20 protein-coding genes are annotated in these 22,444 nt (G+C 43.9%); all 20 read right to left on the bottom strand.

Going from position 1 to position 22,444, the window contains the following annotated elements; translation table 11 throughout:
* Positions 1 to 25: 25 nt before the first annotated feature.
* Positions 26 to 1,180, bottom strand: a complete 1,155-nt coding sequence (locus tag ACFQS8_RS02620; protein ID WP_382165435.1) for a lipid-A-disaccharide synthase — start codon at positions 1,178 to 1,180, stop codon at positions 26 to 28.
* A 34-nt stretch (positions 1,181 to 1,214) separates the two neighbouring features.
* Positions 1,215 to 2,048: an LpxI family protein gene (locus ACFQS8_RS02615; RefSeq protein WP_382165433.1), complete on the bottom strand. Its 834-nt coding sequence runs from the start codon at positions 2,046 to 2,048 to the stop codon at positions 1,215 to 1,217.
* A gap of 11 nt (positions 2,049 to 2,059) precedes the next feature.
* A complete protein-coding gene (lpxA, locus tag ACFQS8_RS02610; protein ID WP_382165432.1) occupies positions 2,060 to 2,845 on the bottom strand; it encodes an acyl-ACP--UDP-N-acetylglucosamine O-acyltransferase in 786 nt (261 codons plus the stop codon).
* Positions 2,846 to 2,896: 51 nt separating this feature from the next.
* Complete coding sequence (gene lpxD / locus ACFQS8_RS02605; protein ID WP_382165431.1) at positions 2,897 to 3,892, bottom strand: UDP-3-O-(3-hydroxymyristoyl)glucosamine N-acyltransferase; 996 nt, start codon at positions 3,890 to 3,892, stop codon at positions 2,897 to 2,899.
* An 18-nt stretch (positions 3,893 to 3,910) separates the two neighbouring features.
* Entirely contained in the window at positions 3,911 to 4,489 is a 579-nt protein-coding gene (locus ACFQS8_RS02600; protein ID WP_382165430.1) for an OmpH/Skp family outer membrane protein, read from the bottom strand.
* 12 nt (positions 4,490 to 4,501) lie between these two features.
* Entirely contained in the window at positions 4,502 to 7,210 is a 2,709-nt protein-coding gene (gene bamA / locus ACFQS8_RS02595) for an outer membrane protein assembly factor BamA (RefSeq protein WP_382165428.1), read from the bottom strand.
* A gap of 52 nt (positions 7,211 to 7,262) precedes the next feature.
* Entirely contained in the window at positions 7,263 to 8,462 is a 1,200-nt protein-coding gene (locus tag ACFQS8_RS02590; RefSeq protein WP_382165426.1) for a M50 family metallopeptidase, read from the bottom strand.
* A 54-nt stretch (positions 8,463 to 8,516) separates the two neighbouring features.
* On the bottom strand, positions 8,517 to 9,698 hold the full coding sequence (gene dxr, locus ACFQS8_RS02585) for a 1-deoxy-D-xylulose-5-phosphate reductoisomerase (protein WP_382165424.1): 1,182 nt from the start codon (positions 9,696 to 9,698) through the stop codon (positions 8,517 to 8,519).
* 2 nt (positions 9,699 to 9,700) lie between these two features.
* Positions 9,701 to 10,540 (bottom strand): phosphatidate cytidylyltransferase, encoded by an 840-nt coding sequence (locus ACFQS8_RS02580; RefSeq protein ID WP_382165423.1) that lies wholly within the window; start codon positions 10,538 to 10,540, stop codon positions 9,701 to 9,703.
* 69 nt (positions 10,541 to 10,609) lie between these two features.
* Positions 10,610 to 11,362 carry an isoprenyl transferase gene (locus ACFQS8_RS02575; RefSeq protein ID WP_382165421.1) on the bottom strand — a complete coding sequence of 251 codons (753 nt, stop codon included), beginning with the start codon at positions 11,360 to 11,362 and terminating at the stop codon, positions 10,610 to 10,612.
* A gap of 4 nt (positions 11,363 to 11,366) precedes the next feature.
* The gene (gene frr, locus ACFQS8_RS02570; RefSeq protein WP_382165420.1) at positions 11,367 to 11,921 is read right to left on the bottom strand and encodes a ribosome recycling factor; all 555 of its coding nucleotides are present in this window, start codon (positions 11,919 to 11,921) and stop codon (positions 11,367 to 11,369) included.
* Positions 11,922 to 11,955: 34 nt separating this feature from the next.
* Entirely contained in the window at positions 11,956 to 12,699 is a 744-nt protein-coding gene (gene pyrH, locus ACFQS8_RS02565; RefSeq protein WP_382165418.1) for a UMP kinase, read from the bottom strand.
* Between the two features lie 98 nt (positions 12,700 to 12,797).
* Positions 12,798 to 13,727, bottom strand: coding sequence for a translation elongation factor Ts (gene tsf / locus ACFQS8_RS02560; RefSeq protein WP_382165417.1), 930 nt, complete (start codon positions 13,725 to 13,727; stop codon positions 12,798 to 12,800).
* 50 nt (positions 13,728 to 13,777) lie between these two features.
* On the bottom strand, positions 13,778 to 14,593 hold the full coding sequence (gene rpsB / locus ACFQS8_RS02555; protein ID WP_382165415.1) for a 30S ribosomal protein S2: 816 nt from the start codon (positions 14,591 to 14,593) through the stop codon (positions 13,778 to 13,780).
* Positions 14,594 to 14,730: 137 nt separating this feature from the next.
* On the bottom strand, positions 14,731 to 18,168 hold the full coding sequence (gene dnaE / locus ACFQS8_RS02550; protein ID WP_465262328.1) for a DNA polymerase III subunit alpha: 3,438 nt from the start codon (positions 18,166 to 18,168) through the stop codon (positions 14,731 to 14,733).
* Positions 18,169 to 18,241: 73 nt separating this feature from the next.
* A complete protein-coding gene (locus ACFQS8_RS02545) occupies positions 18,242 to 18,955 on the bottom strand; it encodes an ABC transporter ATP-binding protein (protein WP_382165413.1) in 714 nt (237 codons plus the stop codon).
* A complete protein-coding gene (locus ACFQS8_RS02540; RefSeq protein WP_382165411.1) occupies positions 18,952 to 20,292 on the bottom strand; it encodes a lipoprotein-releasing ABC transporter permease subunit in 1,341 nt (446 codons plus the stop codon). Before ACFQS8_RS02540 ends, ACFQS8_RS02545 begins: the two co-directional genes overlap by 4 nt.
* A gap of 5 nt (positions 20,293 to 20,297) precedes the next feature.
* The gene (proS, locus tag ACFQS8_RS02535) at positions 20,298 to 21,623 is read right to left on the bottom strand and encodes a proline--tRNA ligase (RefSeq protein ID WP_382165409.1); all 1,326 of its coding nucleotides are present in this window, start codon (positions 21,621 to 21,623) and stop codon (positions 20,298 to 20,300) included.
* Positions 21,624 to 21,711: 88 nt separating this feature from the next.
* The gene (locus tag ACFQS8_RS02530; protein WP_382165408.1) at positions 21,712 to 21,987 is read right to left on the bottom strand and encodes a DUF1467 family protein; all 276 of its coding nucleotides are present in this window, start codon (positions 21,985 to 21,987) and stop codon (positions 21,712 to 21,714) included.
* A 17-nt stretch (positions 21,988 to 22,004) separates the two neighbouring features.
* A complete protein-coding gene (gene mce / locus ACFQS8_RS02525; protein ID WP_382165406.1) occupies positions 22,005 to 22,418 on the bottom strand; it encodes a methylmalonyl-CoA epimerase in 414 nt (137 codons plus the stop codon).
* Between the last annotated feature and the right edge of the window lie 26 nt (positions 22,419 to 22,444).

The following is a 22,444-nucleotide window of genomic DNA, read 5'->3' as shown; positions in this document are numbered from 1 at the left end:
CGAGAAGAGGGCTAGCTTAAAAAAGCTAGCCCTTTTTTGTTGGAACTAATTCAACTATTTTGCGCGCAGCTATTTCTGACGAAGGTCGGCCGCCTCTTCCCATCTCCTCTAAAGCCAAGTTTTGATTCAATATTTGAGCTTCTTGTTTGTTAGGGTTGTGAAATAGCTCAAGGACAGCTTTTGCCAACTTTTTAGATGTAAACCGTGTCTGAATAAATTCAGGTATTATTTCTGCTCCCGCTGAAACATTGAGTAAAGTTATAAACTTTGACTTCATCAAGAATAGTCTTGCGATTACCCAGCTAATCCATCCGATTTTATAGCCAACGACTAAGGGTGTACCTTGCAGAGCAACTTCAGTTGTAACCGTTCCAGAACAGGCCAATGCAACATTTGCTGCAGCAAAAGCATCAGCTTTTTGATTTTCATCGGTTATTATTAAATGAGGAAAATTCCAGCCTTTACTACGCTCAACAATAGCTTGTTGAACTGGACCAGCAGCTACACAAATAACTTTCCCCTCAACAACATCCACTGAGAATAGTTCAGCCGCTTGTTCCAATATGGGAGCCACCGTCACTATTTCAGAAGAACGACTTCCCGGCAACAATAGAAGCAATGGCGTACTGTCCTTAAAGTTATGTTTTCTTCTAAACCCAATACCATCTCCAACGTCACACCGATCTAAAGCAGGATTTCCTATCACTGTCGTCTCAAGTCCAAATGGAGTGTAGAATGGAACCTCAAAATCGTGTATGCACAGCAGATGATCCACATGAGCAGCAAGAGTTTTAGCTCTGCCCGCGCGTGTGGCCCAAACTTGTGGTCCAATAAGTTTTATTCTTGGGCCATTATAACCCAACTCTTTAACCCTCTTAGCAACACGCCACATAAAACCCCAAGAATCTACTAACACTACGGCATCTGGTTTCTTATGGAGAATATCGTGTGCTGTTTCCTCAACACGTTTTTTTACTGTCTTGTAGGCTTTCACACCTTCTAACAATCCAAATACAGCTAAATCACGCGTATCAAACAAGGTTTCAACACCCTGTTTCAACATGTGTTCGCCTCCAACACCTAAAAATGTGGTTTTAGGGGCAATGCTCTTTATCTTTTCTATCACCTCTGACGCTAACTTATCTCCAGATGGTTCTGCCGCGACAAAGTAGATAATCATGATACAATCTCTTTCAGTATTTCCTTAGGCTCTCCTAAAAGCCGTATATCCAAATGTTATTCGTATCGGCATAGGCTATTAGTTGTTCCTTATCCAAAATGAGTGCAGCGTGTGCCTCTACAGCTATACCAGCAAGATTGGCATTCTTAATGCCCTCTAGAGTTTTTAAACCGATTGTAGGCAAATCTATACGCCGCTCCTGCCCCGGTTTTGGACGTTTAACTAAAACACCTTTGGGGTGCTTCACTGTTCCTAAAAGATTATCTGGAAGCTCTGCGCAGCGTTGCAACATAAGGTCTGTGCCTTCTTGTGCCTCAACAGCCAAAACCAATCCATCACAAACGACCGCTCCCTGACCTATATCCAGTTTGCCGATCTGTGCAGCTATATCTGCAGCTTTATCGATATCTTCTATATCTTTGCTACTAGGTGAAAACTTCCCAAGCGCCCCCTTAGGAGCCAACAAAGACCCTAGCACCTCATCAGCACCAACCACCTTGAAGCCCACCTTCTCCAGCGTTGAAACCAAGACCCTTAAAAGGGCATCGTCTCCTTGAGAAGCAGCTCGAATGACTTTAGGTAGCAGAAGGACGCCTTTTGAATCTAGTTTTAAAGATTTGAAATCAGGGCGTTTTACAATACCTGCGAAGCAAACTTCTTCCACACCGGCTTGTTTGAGTGAAGAAATTTGTCGGCCGACTTCACCTATAGAAATGACACTATGCTTAAATTTATCCAGAAGAGAGGTCTCAGCAAACCCCTCTATCCCTACAATAAAAACGTCCCGCCCCTCATTTGCAGCGTGTGTGGCTAGGGCCAGCGGCAAATTTCCGCTTCCTGCAATGATTCCTAATTTTGAAGGTATCATAAAGCCCAACCTTATTTGGGAAGACATAAATGACGGCTCGCGCCATCTCTAATGAAGCCAACCATTTCAAGGACTAATTCTTGATCATGGTATAGACGTGCTGCATCATCAATTCTTTCTTGAAATGTACCTTCTGTGGCGAAGAAAAGACGATAAGCCGTACGAAGATCATTGATCTGATCACGACCAAATCCACGTCTTTTCAACCCAACTAGATTCAGTCCAGCCAGTCTACCATGATTATCAACCATTCCATAAGGAATCACATCGCCTGTCACTGGAGCACCACCACCTACGAAAGCGTGTTTCCCGACGCGGCAGAACTGATGAACGGCAGAAAGCCCGCCCATAATTACATGGTCACCAACTGTAACCTGACCGCCCAAAGTGGCGTTATTGGCAAAAGTTACACTATTTCCGACAATGCAATCATGGCCCACATGAGACCCGACCATGAAATAACCATTGTCGCCTACACGAGTCTCCCCTCGGCCCACTACAGTACCCAAATGCATTGTCACATGCTCTCGAATGGTAACATTATTACCAATAAATAGTTTTGTGTCTTCGCCCTTGTACTTAAAGTCCTGCGGTGGGTGCCCCAACGCCGCAAAGGGGTATATTGTACTATTGCTTCCAATCTCGGTGTTACCTGCGACCACTACGTGGCTATGCAGCACACTTCCATCACCAATGGAGACTCGTGGTCCAATTACACACCCCGGTCCAATTGAGACGTTTTCGCCTAATTGTGCATTTGGATCGACAAAAGATTGAGGATGGATCGTGACAGTCATGAGTTATAACTTTCAAGGAAAAAACGTAAACCGAATACGGGGCCTACCAAACTAACGCTTACGTACTTGCTGGCTCAGCCAAACATTCTCTCTAAACCATGACTTCAATGGTTTAGCTGGGAACCCACCCCAAGTTTCGCCATCAGGAATATTAGACATTAAACCAGAGTTACCAGCTAATTTAACCTTATTCCCGATAACAACATGATCTGCAACGCTACAAGCCCCGCCAAATTGGCAACCTATTCCAATTGAAGTAGATCCTGCTATCCCACAAAGAGCAGCCATAACTGTATGCGCGCCGATAGTCACATTATGAGCAATATGACACTGATTATCCAATTTGCAGTTTTCACCTAGACTGGTATCGCCAAACAACCCTCTATCAATGCAGGTGTTGGCACCAATACTAACATTATCCTGAATGATAACCCGACCATAGTGAGGCGTATCTATTGCACCAGTTTTTCCAATAGAAAGCCCAAAACCATCTTCTCCGATAACTGCACCCGATTGAATGGTTACGTTATCTCCGATGTAAGTGCACTTAATAGTGACATTGCTACCAATAGAACAATTCCTACCTATTCGCACGCCTGGCCAAATCACCGTTCCAGCGCCGATGGTGGTACCCGCACCGACCTCAGCAGATTTTCCTAAAACTACATTAGGAGCAATTGAACACCGTCTCTCGATCTTAACTGAGGGATCAACTGGATTTGAATTGGACTCAAACCCTAAAGGCACCGCTATAAGTGATGAGCTGGTAGCAAAACTCCAACGTGGATGATCACATGTAAGCACCGAAGTTGATATAGGAAATCTATCTGCAAACTCTAAAGGAGAAAAACAAACAGAGGCCTTTATATCTTCAAACACAACATTCTTGGAATTCTCCAAAAAGGTGCAATCCCCTTCACCTGCTAAATCAAAAGCTGCAAGTGATTTAGCACTTGCAGCTTTATTATATACAGAAGCACCGCCTGCTACTGCTAGTTCTTCAATACTAGGTGCAGGCAGTAATTGGTAAAATTGAGTATCCAGCACGTCTACTTGCCTAAATTCTTAATTGTTCGACTTAGGTAGAGATTGCTTTGTCACAGCGATTGTTGGTGTAGATGCATCTAATTTGGAAATAATTAGCGCTGTTTTATCAACACCATCACCTGTGTGCACTGTCGAAGAACGATCTATAACGATATCCGCATTGGACTCATCAATAGCAGCCTGCAATGCTGGTTCGAGAGCTACAAAGAACTTACTCCAAGCGTCTCTTCTCGTTAACTCCAGTTCAGCCTGACGAATTTGTCCGGTCTTTTGTAATTCAGCTGAGCGTTTTTCGAAATTTTGAATACGAGTTACCAAAGCCTTATCTTGAGCAATGGCATTCTTATTCAAAGGTGCAAGCTTCTCTTGAAGTGATTTTTGTTCTGCTTGTAGTGAATCTGCTGTTGGTTTCAGCTCTTTGTTCAATTGTTCAGCTATGTTTTGGAGCTTCTTAGCAATATCTTTACCCGCTTTAGAATCGGTCATGATCTTTGCTTGATCAATCACCATAACATTTGTTTGTGCGACAGCTTGCATTGCAATCGGAGAAACAAAGAACAACGTAGAAAACGCGACGAATAGTTTTTTTAATGACATGTTCTGATTTTCCTAGAACTGGGTACGTGTACTAAACCGGAAACTTTCTGTCCGGTCATATTCTTCACTAGCAAGTATTTCTGAAAAGTCGAATCTAATAGGACCAAAAGGAGAATCCCAAAAGACACTTACCCCTACACTTGCCCGCAAACTTAGGTCGTCTTGAATAACTATTTGGTCAGAAAATCTAAGCGCTTCTAGCTGCTCCGCAGTTAAGTTAGCACGAGATGTTGTAATACGATTTCTATCGCTATCATCAAGCAGACCTACTGTTCCAAATTCAGAGAATAAGGCAGCGCCAATTCCCATTTCTTCCGGTGCGAATGGAATTGGAAAAGACATCTCTAACGATCCGATGGCAAATGCTTTCCCCCCCAGAGCATTACCCTTAGCTCTGATATCTCCAAGTATTAAATTGCCATTCTCGTCCGTAGCAGCAACTTGGTATAAAGTATTTGCATCGCCATCTGTCGCCGCTCTGATCCCATTTTCATCTTGCGTTGCCAACGGAGCTTGAAATGTCTCAGTTGTAACGGTTCCATCATCGGCAGTCGTAGACACAGTGTAGGTATCAGTAAATATCAGAGAATTAGTACTGTCATTGAAATAATATGGACGCACAAAATCGCCTTCTACACCCGTTTCAAGCAGTTGGTTCGAGACATTGGCTTCATACTGAACTTCTCGTGGACCTACACCTGCCGTATCGAACCCTCGGAATGAATTCCCGCCCTTGTAAAACCGGTTATTCACCCGAATATCATCGCCGTTCCAGCCTTCAATCAAACCAGCACTTAAAGAACTAGTCAGAGTAATTCCCGGCAACAATCCTTTATAGGTTGATGCTTGAATTTCTTGCTTAAAGTAATTTACGTCGCCACCTAAGCCTGCAATATCTTGCTGCCACGTGATGCGATATCCACCAGTAGGATCAATTGGATCATTACGATGGTCACGAATAAGCGAATAGCCTAGAGAAGAAGTTATGAAATCTCCTTCTTGGTCACATATGGACGAACCAATTTGGGTCGGATCATCACAACGATTTATCAACTCACCTTCAGAATTCCGGATCTGGCCCAATTCTAATGAATCTGATCGAAGGTTATACCTCAACCCCAATTGAGTACGATTTCCCAATGGAAACCCAAACCTTAAACCGGTTCCGATAACGCTATTTGAATACCCTGCAATATTCAAATAATCTGTCTCTGATGCAAAAAGATCAAACCCAGCCGCCATATTCCTGTCTTGAAACCTTGGCTCAGTGAACCTGAATTCATAGTTCTTCTGGCGCTGTGTTGATTGAATACTGGCCGTTAAAGATTGACCACGTCCACGGAAGTTTCGTTGTGTGGCTGAAATAGATACTAAAAATGCGTCTGCAGACGAGTAACCTACAGAGAAAGCCAACTCACCAGTTGGTTGCTCCTGAACAGCGACTTTTACAATAGTTTTGTCAGGTGCTGTACCAGGCTCTTCCGTAATCGTCACATCTTTAAAGAAGCCAAGCGAACGTATCCTATTGCGAGATTGGTCTAATAAGATTCTATTAAATGCGTCACCCTCAGCTAGCAGCAGCTCGCGTCTCACGACATGATCCAGCGTCTGAGTATTTCCAATAATATCCAATCGCTCAACGTAAACGCGTGGCCCTTCATCTACGACGAAAGTAATATCAACCGTATTATTTTCTCTGTTCCGCTCGATACGTGGTTTTACATCCACTGAAGCATAGCCAGCACTACCAGCTGCAAAGGTAATTGCTTCAACTGCTTTCTCTATCAAATCTGCTTCGTACAGATTACCGGACCGCGTTGGGACTATCGCTTTAAGGCGAGCAGTGGATAGCTTTTCGAGTGTCGTTTCAACTTCTATTTCACCAAAATTAAATTTGGGGCCTTCTTCGATAGTAAAAGTAACATAGAAATCCTCTTGGTCGGGAGTGAGCTCTGCTACGGAAGAAGTAACTCGGAAGTCAGCATAACCTTCATTCGTATAGAATTGACGTAATAGCTCTCTGTCATATTCCATCCGATTTGGATCATAGTTGTCATTGGACTCAAAAACTCTCCACCAACGAGATTGTCTGGTTACGATTTCAGAGCGCAGTTTTTTATCTTTAAAAACTTCATTACCGATGAAGTTAACAGACTTTACACCTGTTTTGGGTCCTTCAGAAATTTCAAAAATTAGGTCAACGCGGTTTTGAGCCAGTGGTTTGTATGTAGGAGTAACCGATGCAGCAAAGCGCCCAGCTTTGCGATAGGCTTCCAGAATTTTTTGGACGTCTTGCTGTACGCGTGCTTGCGTAAAAACTTCACGAGGAGCAGCCTCCGTCTCCTCTTCTAGCTTGTCCTGTCGAATAGATCGGTTACCCTCAAAGATAACCTGATTTATTATCGGATTTTCACTGACCCTTACTACAAGGTCGTTTCCGCGTTTTTCAAAAAGCACATCAGCAAACAATTGGGTCGCAAAAAGTGTTTTAAGAGAAAGATCCAAACGTTCTGTATCAAAAGAATCGCCCGGCTCGACAAGTAGGTATGACAATACAGTACGCGTTTCAATACGCTGATTGCCTTCCACCAAAACTCTGGAAATAGCTTCCGGGTTTGTAGCTTGAGCTTGTGCTGTGATTGATCCACTCATTTCTGCAATAGCAAAATAAGCACTCGCTGATGTAGTCAACGCCAAAGCACTTGCGAACAAAGACCGCATACTTTTTTCCTCTACACGCCTAAAGACGCCCTGCAATGCCCTATTCATATTACTATGACAACAGGCTGCTAAACACATCCAGCAGCCCAAGCCGCCTTAAATCATTCCAAGTAACAGCGATAAAGAAAAGTCCGACGACTGCAAGCCCCCCGCGCAACAGATAATCCTGAAAACGCAGAGAAACTTCAGATCCAACGACAGCTTCGTACAAACCTAGCAACGCTGAATAGCCATCTAGCATAGGAATAGGTAGCAAGTTGAAAAAACCGATACTCACTGAGAACATCGCTATCAACTCTAACATTTGCCAAAACGTGCTATTTAACTTTTCTTTTAAATCAATGTCCGTTCGCTTCATGTTACTATCGACAACCCGGTCGGCTATATCCCCAATTCCCAACGGGCCACGCATTTTCTCGAAGCTATCTTTGCCAAAAATAAGGCGTTTTAGAACTTTTATTGTTTTTCTAATTACTTCAGCGGTCTGGTCAGCTCCAATACCGATAGCCTCAATTACCGGAACTTTTTCAATTGAGACCAATTCAGCAGATACACCAACGCCTATACGCCCGATTTCGTCTTCTATTCCCAAACGTTCATTGATCACAACTTCTCGCTTAGGAGTGACCGTTAAAGAAAGAGGCTCACCACTTCGCATTATCGTCAAAACAACAGGCTCATCAGCACTGTAAGCAACTGCCTCGATCAACTCACTTGCGTTGCTTATTTTTTTATTATCAACGGCTAAGATCTTATCTTCAACCATCACACCAGCTATTTCCGCTGCGCTCCCACTTGCTATAGAGTGAACATTTACGTCACCAAAAACTGGCTTCCCAAACGAAACGAAGATCGATGCGTATAAGGCTATTGCCAAAATAAAATTCGCGATTGGCCCAGCCAATGAAACGATTACTCGCTGCCATGCAGCGAGTTCAGTATATTTCTTTCCTATCGGAGCACGATAATTTTCATTCTGGAGCTCTTCAGGTGAGGCCTCTCCAACAAATTTAACAAATCCACCCAATGGCAACCAATTAAGCCGCCAACGCGTTCCATTCTTATCCGTAACTTCCAATAGAGAACGCCCAAAACCGAACGCAAAAGATTCTACAGCTGCTCCAAAGATTCGGCCCGCGTAATAATGTCCAAGCTCATGAATAGTAACCACTATTCCAATCATAATGATAAATGGAACAACTGATGAGACGATTGAAAACAAACTCTCAAACTGCGTGACAAAAATGTCCATTTACAGGGGCGTCCTTTAATTACTCTACGTACAGATATCTTTAGTATGCAGACTCTATGCCTGTATTTCTTCTAATGCTTGTTTTCTTGCTAGTCTGTCCAACTCAAAAACATCTTCAAAATTTTTCGGGTCACTCATTGTACCGTACTCGCCGAGTTCAAATCGCTCAAGAACGGATTTAGTAACACTGGTTATATCCATAAATCCAATTTTGTTTTTCAAAAACAAATCTACTGCGATCTCATTTGCAGCATTAAAAACGTTCGGTGCCCAAGCTCCCAAAGCCAAACATTTTCTTGCCAATTCAATAGCCGGAAAACGAATCGGATCCGGTTTTTCGAAATTAAGTTCCCCAATTTGTGCTAAATCTAAACGATGCACGCCTGGAACATTCATTCTGTTTGGCCAAGACAAAGCATACGAAATTGGTGTTCGCATATCCGGCATACCGAGTTGCGCCAGGACGGAACCATCATCGTAAGCAACCAAACTATGAATAATAGACTGCGGATGTATCAACACATCGATCTGACTTTCAGGAATATCAAATAGATAGGAAGCCTCTATAAGCTCCAAAGATTTATTCATCATACTAGCGCTATCAACTGATATCTTCGCCCCCATTGACCAATTTGGATGAGAGATCGCCTGCGCCGATGTTGCAAGTTTCATTTCTTCTAAAGAAGCGGTTCTAAAAGGTCCGCCCGAAGCTGTCAGAACAAGCTTTTCTATACGCTTCCGTACATCAAGCACCTGAAAAATAGCATTATGTTCTGAATCAACAGGAAGAATTTGGCTGCCATGCTTTCGCGCTTCTTCCAGCAATAAAGTACCGGCACATACGATACTTTCTTTATTTGCTAGAGCAATATTACTTCCTTGCCTAATCGCTGCTAAAGTAGGCTTCAAAGCCGCAGCTCCACTTATCGCAGACACGAGTGTTTCACATGGTCGAGAAGCAGCTTCGATAACGCCCCCCTCTCCAGCACCGCACACTGTATTAGTACCTTTTAGCAAAGCCCTTAATTCTTCTAACAAAGAACCATCACCAATAGCTGCAAATTCAGCTCCAGTGGCTTTTGCTGCATCCGCCAATGCCCTAACATTTGATTGAGCACTTAGAGAGACAACTTGGAATTCAGGCATTCCGTTACATTGTTGTGTCAATAACGATAATGTAGATTTTCCGATCGAACCGGTAGCACCTAGCAAAGAAACTCTTTTAATTTTCGACACCTTTATTCCCCCATCAATCCAGCTACGAATTGAGGCAAGAACATATTAATCAAAGCAGCCACTGTAACGGCAGCCATAAGGCCATCAAGGCGATCCAATAACCCGCCATGGCCGGGAATAATATTAGACATATCTTTTATACCGAAGCGACGCTTGAAACTAGACTCTAGCAAGTCTCCTTGCTGAGAAGCTATCGAGAGAAAAATTGCCCATACAAGCCATAATATCAAAGAAGTTTGGGTTAGATTTGAAACAGCAGCCCCTGCCAGTGCTGCATATATTACGCCCCCAATAGCACCAGTCCATGTCTTTCCAGGGCTATTCTTGGGAGACAGTAAGGGACCTCCATAGGCCTTTCCAGCTAAGTAACCTGCTGAATCGGTCCCCCACACAATTACGAAAATCGCAATCATCATCATTTGTGCATTGTCGGAGAACTCTCGTAGATAGATGAATGCCCCAAAGGGTAAAGATACGTATATTGCGCCAAATAACAGTGAAGCAGGGTTATTCCTAAATACAACGCCTATTACCCAAGCTATCAGGCCAGCTGCAGCGGAAACTGCCAGCACTATGCTAAGTCCATGATAGCTTCCTACTAATACACCAGTTAAAGCTCCACTCGACAAGACAGCACAAATGCAAATGCGTTTCCATTTGGGAAGATTATGACTAACCATCAACGCCCATTCACAAGCACACACTATAGCAGCAACGCCAGTGATAAGTATCAACCCTATACCACCAGTCATCACTGCCCATATGCCGATTGGAGCCAACACAATCGCTGCCAAAATGCGCTTTGTAAAATTCCCAGTTTTAGATGAGGCTGACAAACTCATACTGCCTCCTCTTTCCCTATTAGGAACCAATCTATCCTGTATTGTGTAGGATTTTGCATTGTTAGAAGGTTACAACCCACCAAAGCGTCGATTTCGACTTTTGAAACCTTCAACTGCCCGCTCCAAATCATCTCGCCCGAAGTCAGGCCACAAAACATCTAGGAACATTAACTCTGAATAGGCTATTCCCCAAAGCAAAAAATTGCTAATTCGTAACTCACCACTGGTTCTAATTAACAAATCCACATCCGGAAGTTCGCTTGACCACATAAAAGAGTGCAATAGTGTCTCATCGACACTTTCAGGATCCAATTGTCCACTTTTTACAGACCTAGCGATATTTTGAGTTGCTTCTACAATTTCAGCACGACCACCATAGTTAAAAGCGATATTTACATTAAACGTTGTGTTGTTTTTTGTCAGCTCATGACATTCCTCAATCAACGCATGCATTCCATTAGGTAAGCCAGTTTGCGCTCCAAGAATTCTTATCCTAACGCCTTCTTGATGCAGTCTTTTCAAGTCCTTCTTAACAAAGAGCTTTAACAGCCCCATAAGAGCATCTACCTCTGCCTTAGGGCGGCGCCAATTTTCAGTAGAAAAAGAAAACACAGTTAAATGATTGATTTCTAGCGTTTTACACGCATCAACAGTCCGCCTTAACGCCTCCACACCTTCTTTGTGTCCTGCAATGCGAGGCAGCCCTTTAGCATTAGCCCACCTTCCATTCCCATCCATAATTATCGCTATATGGTTAGGAGCCTTCCCCTCAATTTCAGAGGAAGGCCGTTGTGCATTTAATGGCTTTTTCGGGCTGTTCAACAACTTATACCTGCATGATTTCGGCTTCTTTAGCTTTTACAGCCTCATCCACCAATGCAATAAATTTATCGGTTAGCTTTTGAACGGAATCTTCTTGAGCTTTTTGCTCATCTTTGGAGATTTCACCGTCTTTTTCCATTTTCTTCAACGCATCCATACCATCTCGTCTAATATTCCGCACAGCTACTCGAGCTGATTCAGCATATTTACCTGCAATTTTAGCGAGCTCGACGCGACGTTCTTCATTTAGCGGAGGGATTGGAATACGCAAATTCTGCCCATCCATAACAGGATTCAACCCAAGTCCAGCTTCACGAATCGCTTTGTCAGCAGCTCCGACAACGGTCTTGTCCCAGACGTTTACGGCTATCATTCTAGGCTCTGGTACCGAAATAGAAGCAACCTGTGCTAAGGGTGTTGGTGCACCATAAGCAGTTACCATGACAGAATCTAATAAGTTTACTGAAGCTCGGCCAGTACGCAATCCTGAAAACTCAGTCTTGAGCGAAGTAATCGCACCTTCCATACGGCGCTCTAAATCTTTCATATCGATTGGCATAAACTTTTCCTTTATTCATTGAAGATGCACTCAGTTAATTTTGAATAACTGTACACACCCCATTACCTGCAAGCACCTCTGCAAGTGACCCTTTGTTATGTATAGAAAACACAACAATAGGTATGTGATTCTCTTTCATTAAGCTTACAGCAGTCGCATCCATAACGCGAAGCTCTTTGTTCAAGACATCCATATAACCTAAATTCTCAAAACGCGTTGCATCAGGGTCTATTTTAGGATCAGCAGTATAAACTCCGTCAACTTGTGTTCCTTTCAACATCGCATCGCAACCCATCTCAGCGGCACGTAGTGCAGCACCAGTATCAGTTGTAAAGAAGGGATTACCTGTACCGGCCGCAAAAATCACTACTCTTCCCTTTTCCATGTGTCGAATAGCTCTACGACGAATAAATGGTTCACAAATCTTGGGCATTTCAACAGCAGATTGAACTCGAGCAGCTACCCCAATCTCTTCCAAAGCACCTTGCATAGCCAGAGCGTTCATAACTGTCGCAAGCATCCCCATTGAATCAGCTTGCGCACGCTCCATACCTTGCCCTACGCCCTTAAGGCCTCGAAAGATGTTCCCTCCACCGATTACAAGGCAAACTTCGGTCCCCGCAGAAATTGCTTCTTTTATTTCTTGGGCGATTGGAAAGCAGGCTTCCATATCAATACCAAATTTTTCTTTTCCCGCCTCTGCCTTACCAGCAAGAACTTCACCGGAAATTTTCAACAAGACTCTCTTGTACTTCGGAGATTGAATTTCGGATGCCATTTTGATTTACCTGCTCTATCTCAATATTTATCACATAAAAAAACGGGGGCAGGACATTTATCTCCTACCCCCGCTTCTATTCAAGCTCGAAACAAACTTTATTTACCTGTTGCAGCAGCAACCTCAGCAGCAAAGTCTTCTTCTTTCTTCTCAATACCATCACCTAAGCGCAGCATAGAGAAACCTTTTAGGGACACTGGTGCACCTGCTTCTTTAGCAGAATTCGCAATAAACTGCCCCACTGTAAGGTCAGGATCCATCACAAACGCTTGCTCTACCAGAACAACCTCTTGGTAGAACTTACGGATGCGGCCTTCAATCATTTTTTCAATGACTGCTTCAGGCTTACCAGACTCACGTGCTTGGTCAGTTAGCACCTGACGCTCACGCTCAACAGCTTCTGGATCCAACTCTTCTTTTGTTGCAGCTAAAGGATTAGTCGCAGCAATGTGCATCGCAACTTTACGACCCACATCCAATAACACTTCTGTGTTACCTTCAGACTCCAAGCCAACAATAACGCCGATCTTTCCCATACCGTCAGCTACAGCACCATGAATGTAAGAAGCTACAGCCCCTTTATCCACTGTAACACCTGTTGAACGGCGCAGGTTCATATTTTCACCGATGGTCGCTACCATCCGCTTTAGTTGATCAGTAATAGTACCTTCACCACCATCTACTGCTGGTGCATTTGTAAGGGCATCAAAATCGCCTTTTACTGAAACAGCAGATTTTGCAATTCCTGTAACTGCTTTTTGGAAACCTTCGTTTCTTGCTACGAAGTCGGTTTCCGCATTCACTTCAACTACTGCACCGGTATTTCCATCAGTAGCAACAGCCACAAGGCCATCTGCCGCAACGCGACCTTCTTTTTTGGCTGCTTGAGACAAGCCTTTTGCACGCAACCAGTCGATTGCTGCGTCTACATCACCATCTGTCTCAGATAGTGCTTTTTTACAGTCCATCATACCTGCGCCGGTTTTTTCACGCAGATCTTTAACGAGTGCAGCTGTAATAGTGGCCATGTCAGTTACCTCTCTCAGGATAAATGAGTGGTTAAATTATAAGGCGAAACTTACGCGTCTTGAGCTGGAGTTTCAGATGCCTGCTTCTCTTCAGTCTCAGAAGCTTCTTCACCGGCTTCCAAAGCTATTTCAGAGAAATCTTCAGCCTCACCAAGGTCTACACCTAGTTCCATCGAAGATTCAGCTAGACCATCAAGAACTGCGTCAGCTATCAAATTTGTATAAAGTTGGATGGCGCGAGTTGCATCATCATTTCCTGGGATCGGGAAGTCTACTTCCTCAGGGTCACAGTTTGTATCAACGATTGCCACAACGGGAATACCAAGCTTGCGAGCTTCCTTGACAGCGATAGACTCTTTATTTGTATCAATAACAAACATAAGAGCTGGCAATCCACCCATGTTGCGGATACCACCCAAAACACGCTGAAGCTTCTCTTGCTCACGTGTCAACTTCAAAAGCTCTTTTTTAGTAAGACCAGTACGGTCACCCTGACCAAGAAGATCATCAAGTTCACGAAGACGTTGAATAGATTTTGAAACAGTTGACCAGTTTGTCAAAGTTCCACCGAGCCAGCGGTCATTCATAAAATATTGAGCAGAACGTTCTGCTGCCTCAGCAACAGCTTCTGAAGCTTGACGTTTTGTTCCCACAAAAAGAACACGTCCACCTTTAGCAACAGTATCGCGCACTTGCACCAAAGCTTGGTGCAATAATGGGACTGTTTGAGAAAGGTCTAAAATGTGAATGCCTGACCGTGCTCCAAAAATGTAACGGTCCATCTTTGGATTCCAACGGTGTTTTTGGTGTCCAAAGTGCACACCAGCTTCTAGAAGCTGACGCATTGTAAATTCAGGTAGTGCCATATCAATTTTCCTATCCGGTTAGCCGCCGTAGGTTGGCCAAACAATTCAGCACCGGAAAATAACCTACGTGTCGGAATAAGGCGCGCTTATAATCATTTTTACCTCACTGGCAACCCATCAATTCAAATCTAATTAAATTAAGCAGCGACTGGCAGTACTCTCTCTACACCAACAACTGATTTTAGAGCTGACATGGCTGCGTAATCCATAGGGTAAACCCCGTCCAACTCAACCGTTATTAGCCTTCCATCCTCCAACAACAACTCAACTTGGATTATACCCAGAGTTTGCGATTCTATATTCGCCAATTCATTCGTAACTTTGGCCAAGTCCTCCATGTTGGTTAAATCACCAACTCGGACGCATAGGCGCGCGGGTGCCCCCAGCGCAGCCTTTTCCAGAGGCCTAGCTCCATCAACAGAAAACCTTAGTTCATCGTCTTTCCGCCGCACTTTTACATGAACATTAACGCGGTTTCCTACTTCAAAATAATCTCGGGTTTCCGCCAATACCTCTGGAGCAACAAACAATTCGTACTCACCTGAGGGGTCAGACAGTGTGATATACGCAAACTTCCCCCCTCCACTCATAGATGGTTTTTCGACACGTACTTTAACAACTCCAATCATTTCAAGAGCAGCTCTCTCTCGGCCTAACTCCATCATTTGAGAAGAAAGTACGATGCGGTCTCGGGCAGGACCTTCTAAGATATCGTCTAGGGGGTGACCAGAGAGGTAAAAACCCACACTTGCCAGTTCATTATCTAGCCTTTGTTCAGAACTCCAAGGAGCTGTTTTGGGCAATGGTGGATGAATAGGCGGCTCATTCCCAAACAAACTATCTTGATTTGAATTCCTATCCTTACTTGCAGTGTTTGAAAGAGCAGCAAGAATTTCTGACGACTGAAATGCTTTTGCCCTATTGCTTTCGAGAGCATCGAACCCACCACATTTTGATAAAGCTTGAAATACACGTCTATTGATTTGGCGAGGGTCTACGCGCTCTGCAAAGTCAAAAATATCTTCAAAGGCTTTCTCACTGCGTGCTCTCTCAACGTCGAGCATCGCCTCTTTGCCGACCCCCTTAACCGCCCCTAACGCATAGTATATCTTCTGATCACGCACATCGAAATCTGCGTTGCACTCGGTTACATCTGGTGTAACAACTTGTATTTTCAGGCGTTTTATCTCTTGGAAAAATGCGGCCAGTTTCTCAGTGTTTGTCAGATCCAAACTCATCGAGCCCGCAAGAAATTCTACCGGATGCTTAGCTTTTAAATAGGCCGTTTGATAAGCAATAACAGCATATGCTGCAGCGTGAGACTTGTTGAAACCATACCCGGCAAATTCGTTTACGAGCTCAAAAATGAATTCCGCCCGCTCTTTTGAAACATCTTTTTTTGCAGCGCCTTCTAAAAAACGGACTTTTTGTTTGAGCATTTCCTCAGGTTTTTTCTTACCCATTGCTCGCCGTAAAAGGTCAGCTTCCCCGAGTGAGTAGCCTGCCAATATCTGAGCGATGCGCATCACCTGTTCTTGATAAACAATTACTCCGTATGTCTCTTCTAAAACAGGTTTCAAATCATCATGAAGATAATCAATCTCTTCTCTGCCCTCTTTACGTGCAACATAGGTGTCTATGTTCTTCATAGGCCCTGGTCTATAGAGTGATATCAACGCGATGATATCCTCTATACAGTCTGGTTTCACCTTGCGCAGGGTGTCCCTCATACCTGTAGATTCCAGCTGAAAGACCCCTAATGTTTGCCCAGAGGATAACAGTTTGTACGCCTCTTCATCATCAAAGGTATACCATTTTTCAGTGAGAGACTTTCCCTCTTTCTCAACAAACTTTAGAGCGCGTTGAATGACAGTAAGAGTCTTCAAACCCAAAAAATCGAATTTGACCAACCCATTATGTTCTGCCCACTTCATATTGAACTGAGTGGCAGGAATATCTGACTTGGGATCTTTATAGAGCGGCGCTAACTCTACTAATGGACGATCACCAATAACCACACCAGCTGCGTGCGTACCGGCATTCCTATATAGCCCTTCAAGTTCTAATGCGGTTTCAACTAGATTTTTTACATCCTCATTCTCTCGCATTTCTTGACGAAATTTGGGTTCACCGTCGATTGCTTCTTGCAATGTAGGTGGATTAGCAGGATTAAACGGAATTAGCTTTGATAGACGGTCAACTTGGCCAAATGGTAATTGCAATACCCGTCCTACATCTCGAATGACCGCTTTCGCTTGAAGCGAACCATAGGTAATGATCATTGCAACGCGATCTGCGCCATATTTTCTTTTTGTGTATTCAATGACTTCTTGCCTACGTTCCTGACAAAAATCGACATCGAAGTCGGGCATTGATACACGTTCAGGATTCAAAAAACGTTCAAAAAGCAACCCGAACCTCAAAGGGTCCAGATCGGTAATAGTAAGAACCCAAGCAACGAGTGACCCCGCACCAGACCCACGCCCCGGCCCAACCGGAATATCATTGTCCTTGGCCCATTTAATAAAATCAGAGACGATAAGAAAATATCCAGGAAACCCCATTTGGCGGATAATGCCCAACTCAAAATCCAACCTCTCCCAATATACACTTTCTTCTTCATAGAGGATGCCTGAAGACAGGCGCATTTTGAGGCCTTCTCGGGCTTGGCGATCTAACTCTTCACCCTCATCGCCATCTTCTCCTGTAAAGTTAGGTAGAATTGGGTTGCGCCAAGCTGGTCTATACGAACATCTACGCGCTATTTCACATGTATTATCTATTGCCTCAGGAACATCCGAAAACAAAGAAATCATCTCTTCTTCTGTTTTTAGATATTGTTCTGGTGTTGCTTTGGGACGATCATCTTGTGAGACGTAAGTCGAGTTTGCTATACACAACAAAGCGTCATGCGCTTTATGCTGTTTGCGGAACATGAAGCGCGCTTCATTCGTGGCAACGAGCGGTAATTCTAATTCGTAGGCTAAATCGACTAGAAGAGCCTCCGCTAAATCTTCGTCTAGGCGTTGATGGCGTTGAAGTTCGACATATAGCCGATCAGGGAAAGCATCACTTAAACGTTTTAGATACTCCTTAGCCTCTTCTTTAGCGCCCGCTGCACACAAACGTGTTACTTCACCATTTCCTCCACCAGTCGTGCATATCAGCCCCTCTGAAAGTTGCAGCACATCTTCTATAAACACACCAATTCCGCCTTGGGGAGATTCAAGAAATCCCTTAGTCGTCAATAGCATCATGTTTTTATAGCCGATTTCATTTTGCGCGAACAAAGCGATCTCAGACGGAGGGGTTGAAGGGTCTTTCTCGTTAAAGATGTGAAGGGTGATTGCTATAATAGGTTGAACCCCCATTGGGGCTAGAGTTTCAGATAACTCCAATGCAGCAAACATATTATTATCGTCGGTGACCGCTAACGCAGCCAAACTATTATCCCCTGCCCACTTGCACAGGTCTTTAACTTTGATCATTGATCCAAGCAAAGACAGGGCCGACCTAACTCGCAAATGAACAAAACGACGATCTTTAAGAGATGCTATTGCAGAGTTGTCAGTCATTGATGACGACCTTCCAATTTAAAACGATTAGGTCATTTAAAGACTTGTATACGAGCCATCACAGCTCCCAAAATCACAAACTTAAATTGGCTGTTTCCAATTGACCATCTTTTAAGGTCAGCACGCGGTCCATGTAAGACGTTAATTGCAGGTTATGCGTAGCAACCAATACCGCGACTTGTTCTGTACGTGCAGTGTCAAACAAACTTTGGAAAACTGATGTTGTTGTTGATGGGTCTAAGTTTCCTGTAGGCTCGTCAGCAATCAACACTCTTGGTCGATTTGCTAAAGATCTCGCGATAGCAACCCGCTGCTGTTCTCCACCTGACAATTGACCAGGCTGGTGTTTTTCGCGCTCTGACAGACCCATAGAGCTTAAAAGCGTCCGTGCACGATCCCTCGCAATAGATTTTTTCACACCATCAATCATAAGAGGAGCCGCGACATTATCTATCGCGTTCAATTCTGGCAAAAGGTGGTGAAACTGGTACACAAATCCCAATTTTCTACGCCGTGTTAAAGTACGTTCACGTTCTCCCATGTTGGCTGCGTCTTGACCATCAATTTCAACGATTCCAGAGTCGGGAAACTCTAATAATCCAGCAGTATGCAGTAATGTAGATTTACCAGAACCAGATGGCCCCACGAGGCCAACCATTTCGCCTGGACGCAAATCTAAATTTGCTCCATTCAAAACCTGTAAAATCCCCTCACCCGTAATGTATTTTCGACTCACATTTATGAGTCTCATTATGGGTTTGCGTTCAGAAATAGGAAGCATGCTCATTGATTTCTTAAAGCCTCTACAGGGTCTAGGCGAGACGCCCACATAGAAGGAATAAGCGTGGTCAAAACTGTCATCAAGAAGGCCCATCCAGTAACAATCGCGACTTCCGACCATTGAAGTTTCGCTGGTATCGAATTTAGCTGGTACACGGACTTAGGGAAGACCTCACAGCCGCACACAAATTCTACGCCATGTTGTATAGGCGCTATATTCAGAACAAAAAGCACACCGAAAACGAGTCCAACACCGACACCAACGCCTCCCAGAATGGAACCTGACATCAGAAATATTCGAACGACACCACCTCGTGTTGCGCCTATTGTTCGTAGTATAGCTATGTCCCGCGCTTTATTTTTGACTAGCATCAATACACCGGTAATGATGTTGAGCGCTGTTATCATGACAACAATCATCATTATTAGTCGCATCACATTACGTTCTACAACCAATGCACCAACCAATTGAGCATTGAGTGACTTCCAATCTCGCGCATACCTATTTGTGACACCATCTTTACGAAGGTTCATTACAAAGTCAGCAGCTTTATCTGGATCTTCGAGACGAACACCAAGATATTGGTAACTATCCCCCATAGAGAAAAAAAGGCGCGCATGCTCAATTGGCATTATTACTGTGTAACGGTCATATTTCTCGTTACCGACATTATATATCGCGTTCACAGTATACACTTTTGAGCGGGGCACTTGCCCCATTACCGTTTGAGGACCATTTGGAGACAGTAGCTTTAAACGAGAACCTACAACGACACCCAATGTCCTTGCTAAGCCCTCACCTATTACGATCGTGTCTGACTTAGCACCCTCAATTCCAAATTGACTTAAATCCCCTTCGACGAGGTGATCTACCACTAGATCCAGCGCTTCTAGATCGTGCGGGCGTAAAGCTTTGACGGATACACCTTCTTTTCGACCACCGGCATCAGCTAAAACCATTTCTTCAATCACAGGCGCAACATTAACGACACCTTTTTGCAGCGATATTTTACGTGCAAGTTCATCCGCTTCAGCAGTCGGCATTTCAACTGCGTTGACATAAACATGGGGCTCAAACCCAACGACTTTGGACAGCAGCTCTAAACGAAATCCATTCATAATGGACATAATCGTAATCAGCGCAAATACAGCCAAAGTAACCCCTACAGTGGACACTATAGAAATTAATGCCAACCCGCCATGCTCTCGCTTTGCTCGTATATAACGAAACGCAAGCATTCGCTCAAAAGCACCAAATGGTTGTGTCCCTTTGGTAGAATTATCTACAATGACACTACGCTCGACGTCATTTTCAGCTGAATGAGAGATGTCTCTACCGCGCATATGCTTTATTTACCTGCAGTCAATTTGTTTAACGCAGCATCTAGACTCATCTCCTCAGTCGTTCCTATGAGACGGTTTTTAACTTCGACAACTCCGTTTTTTAATCCTCTAGGGCCAATCACAATCGCCGAAGGAATACCTATCAATTCCAGAGTAGAGAGTTTTGCACCGGGCCGCTCATCACGATCATCATATAACGGCTCAAAGCCCGCTGCTTCCAGTTTTGCATAAGCATTTTCACAAGCAGCGTCACATGCATCATCGCCTTGCCTCAAATTAATAACCGCAGACTTAAAAGGAGCTACTTCATCAGGCCAGATTACCCCCTTTTCATCGTGACAAGCTTCGATAATGCCACCCAAAAGGCGAGACACACCAATACCGTATGAGCCCATGTGAACAGGAGCTTCACGACCTTCACTGGTCATGACATTTGCTTTCATTGGCTCCGAATATTTCGTACCAAAATTAAAGATATGCCCCACCTCAATTCCTCTTGCCGATAGACGACGCTCCTCAGGAACTTCGGCTTCGAACTTTGATTGGTCGTGCATTTCTTCGGTAGCAGCGTAATATTTCGTCCGCTTCTCAACTTCAGGTAAGAGATCAGATTCAAAATCTAAATCCAGACCCGGTGGAGGCATATTAACTAACTCTGAATCGCAGAAAACAGCGCTCTCGCCAGTTTCTGCCAGAATAATGAATTCGTGCGATAAATCACCACCAATAGGGCCTGTATCCGCACGCATTGGGACTGCTTTTAAGCCCATCCGCGCAAATGTATTCAGATAGGCACAAAACATTTTATAGTAGCTACGACGCGCTTCTTCTTCTGAAACATCAAATGAATAAGCGTCTTTCATAAGAAATTCACGACCACGCATAACCCCAAAACGTGGACGAATTTCGTCACGAAACTTCCATTGTATATGATACAAATTAAGCGGCAACTGCTTGTAGGAGCGCACGTAAGACCGGAAAATGTCTGTCACAACCTCTTCATTGGTTGGTCCAAACAGCATTTCTCTATCGTGACGATCATTAATACGTAACATCTCTTTTCCGTATGCTTCGTATCGACCGCTTTCTTTCCAAAGCTCCGCAGGTTGAATGGTTGGCATCAACAGCTCAACAGCTCCCGCACGGTCTTGCTCTTCTCTTACGATATTCTCAATTTTCTTGAGAACTCGTAACCCTAGTGGAAGCCATGAATAAATACCCGAGCCTGTCTGTTTAATCATACCTGCACGCAACATAAGTTGGTGAGAAATAATTTTCGCTTCTGCAGGAGTCTCTTTAAGAACGGGCAGGAAAAATTTTGACAACCGCATACTCACGCGACTCCTTTTAGGGTAAATGATTTACACTAGTTAGACTTACCAGTTTCCATACGCAACAGATAATAAAACTAGATTTTTTTCACGCTTCATATGAGTCAGTATAATCTATGAGCTCTATTAAATGCGAGAATAAGCCGGACGTCATACCAACCCAGAACAGGAATGTGCAAAACGCTCCTCCAGCAACAGCCAACATTGCTTTCTTTGGGAGTTGATGGTCTATCGGTGCAGATGCTTCGGACCCTTCAACTACGTCGCCTACATCCGCTTGCGTTACGGTTCCTCGTGAAATTAACGGGAAAAACACTAACCAAGATGAAATAAACCAGACAATGCTAATCTCGACTATACCCATAAGAACTACCTCCCGATTTAGTGCTTAGCAGGTTCCATTAGCTCAATTAGTACGCCATTTGAGTGCTTAGGGTGAATAAAGATCATCAATGTCCCATGCGCACCTATGCGAGGTTCCCCTATAACTGATGCTCCCTCAGCCGCTGCATCATTAATTGCGTCAGCAACGCTATCAACCTCAAAACACACGTGATGCTGGCCGCCTTTAGGGTTTTTCTCTAAAAAGTTTCTAATCGGAGACTTTTCACCATAGGGCTCTATTAGTTCTATTTGAGAATTAGGCAGATTAACAAACGCTACGCGAACCCCCTGAGCTTCCATAACAAAAGGCTGAACAAATTCAGTTGCACCATAGAGCGTACGGTAATTTTCCATCGCCTCTTCAAGATTTGGTACTGCTATACCAACATGGTTCAGTGGTCCAATTTTCATATTGTAGCTCCCGCGCGATTATTATG

Origin of the sequence: Hirschia litorea (genome assembly GCF_042665075.1) — a bacterium.
Taxonomy (GTDB): Bacteria; Pseudomonadota; Alphaproteobacteria; order Caulobacterales; family Hyphomonadaceae; genus Hirschia; species Hirschia litorea.
The sequence above is the reverse complement of the archived record's forward strand: the minus strand, read 5'-3'. Positions and strand labels throughout refer to the sequence as shown.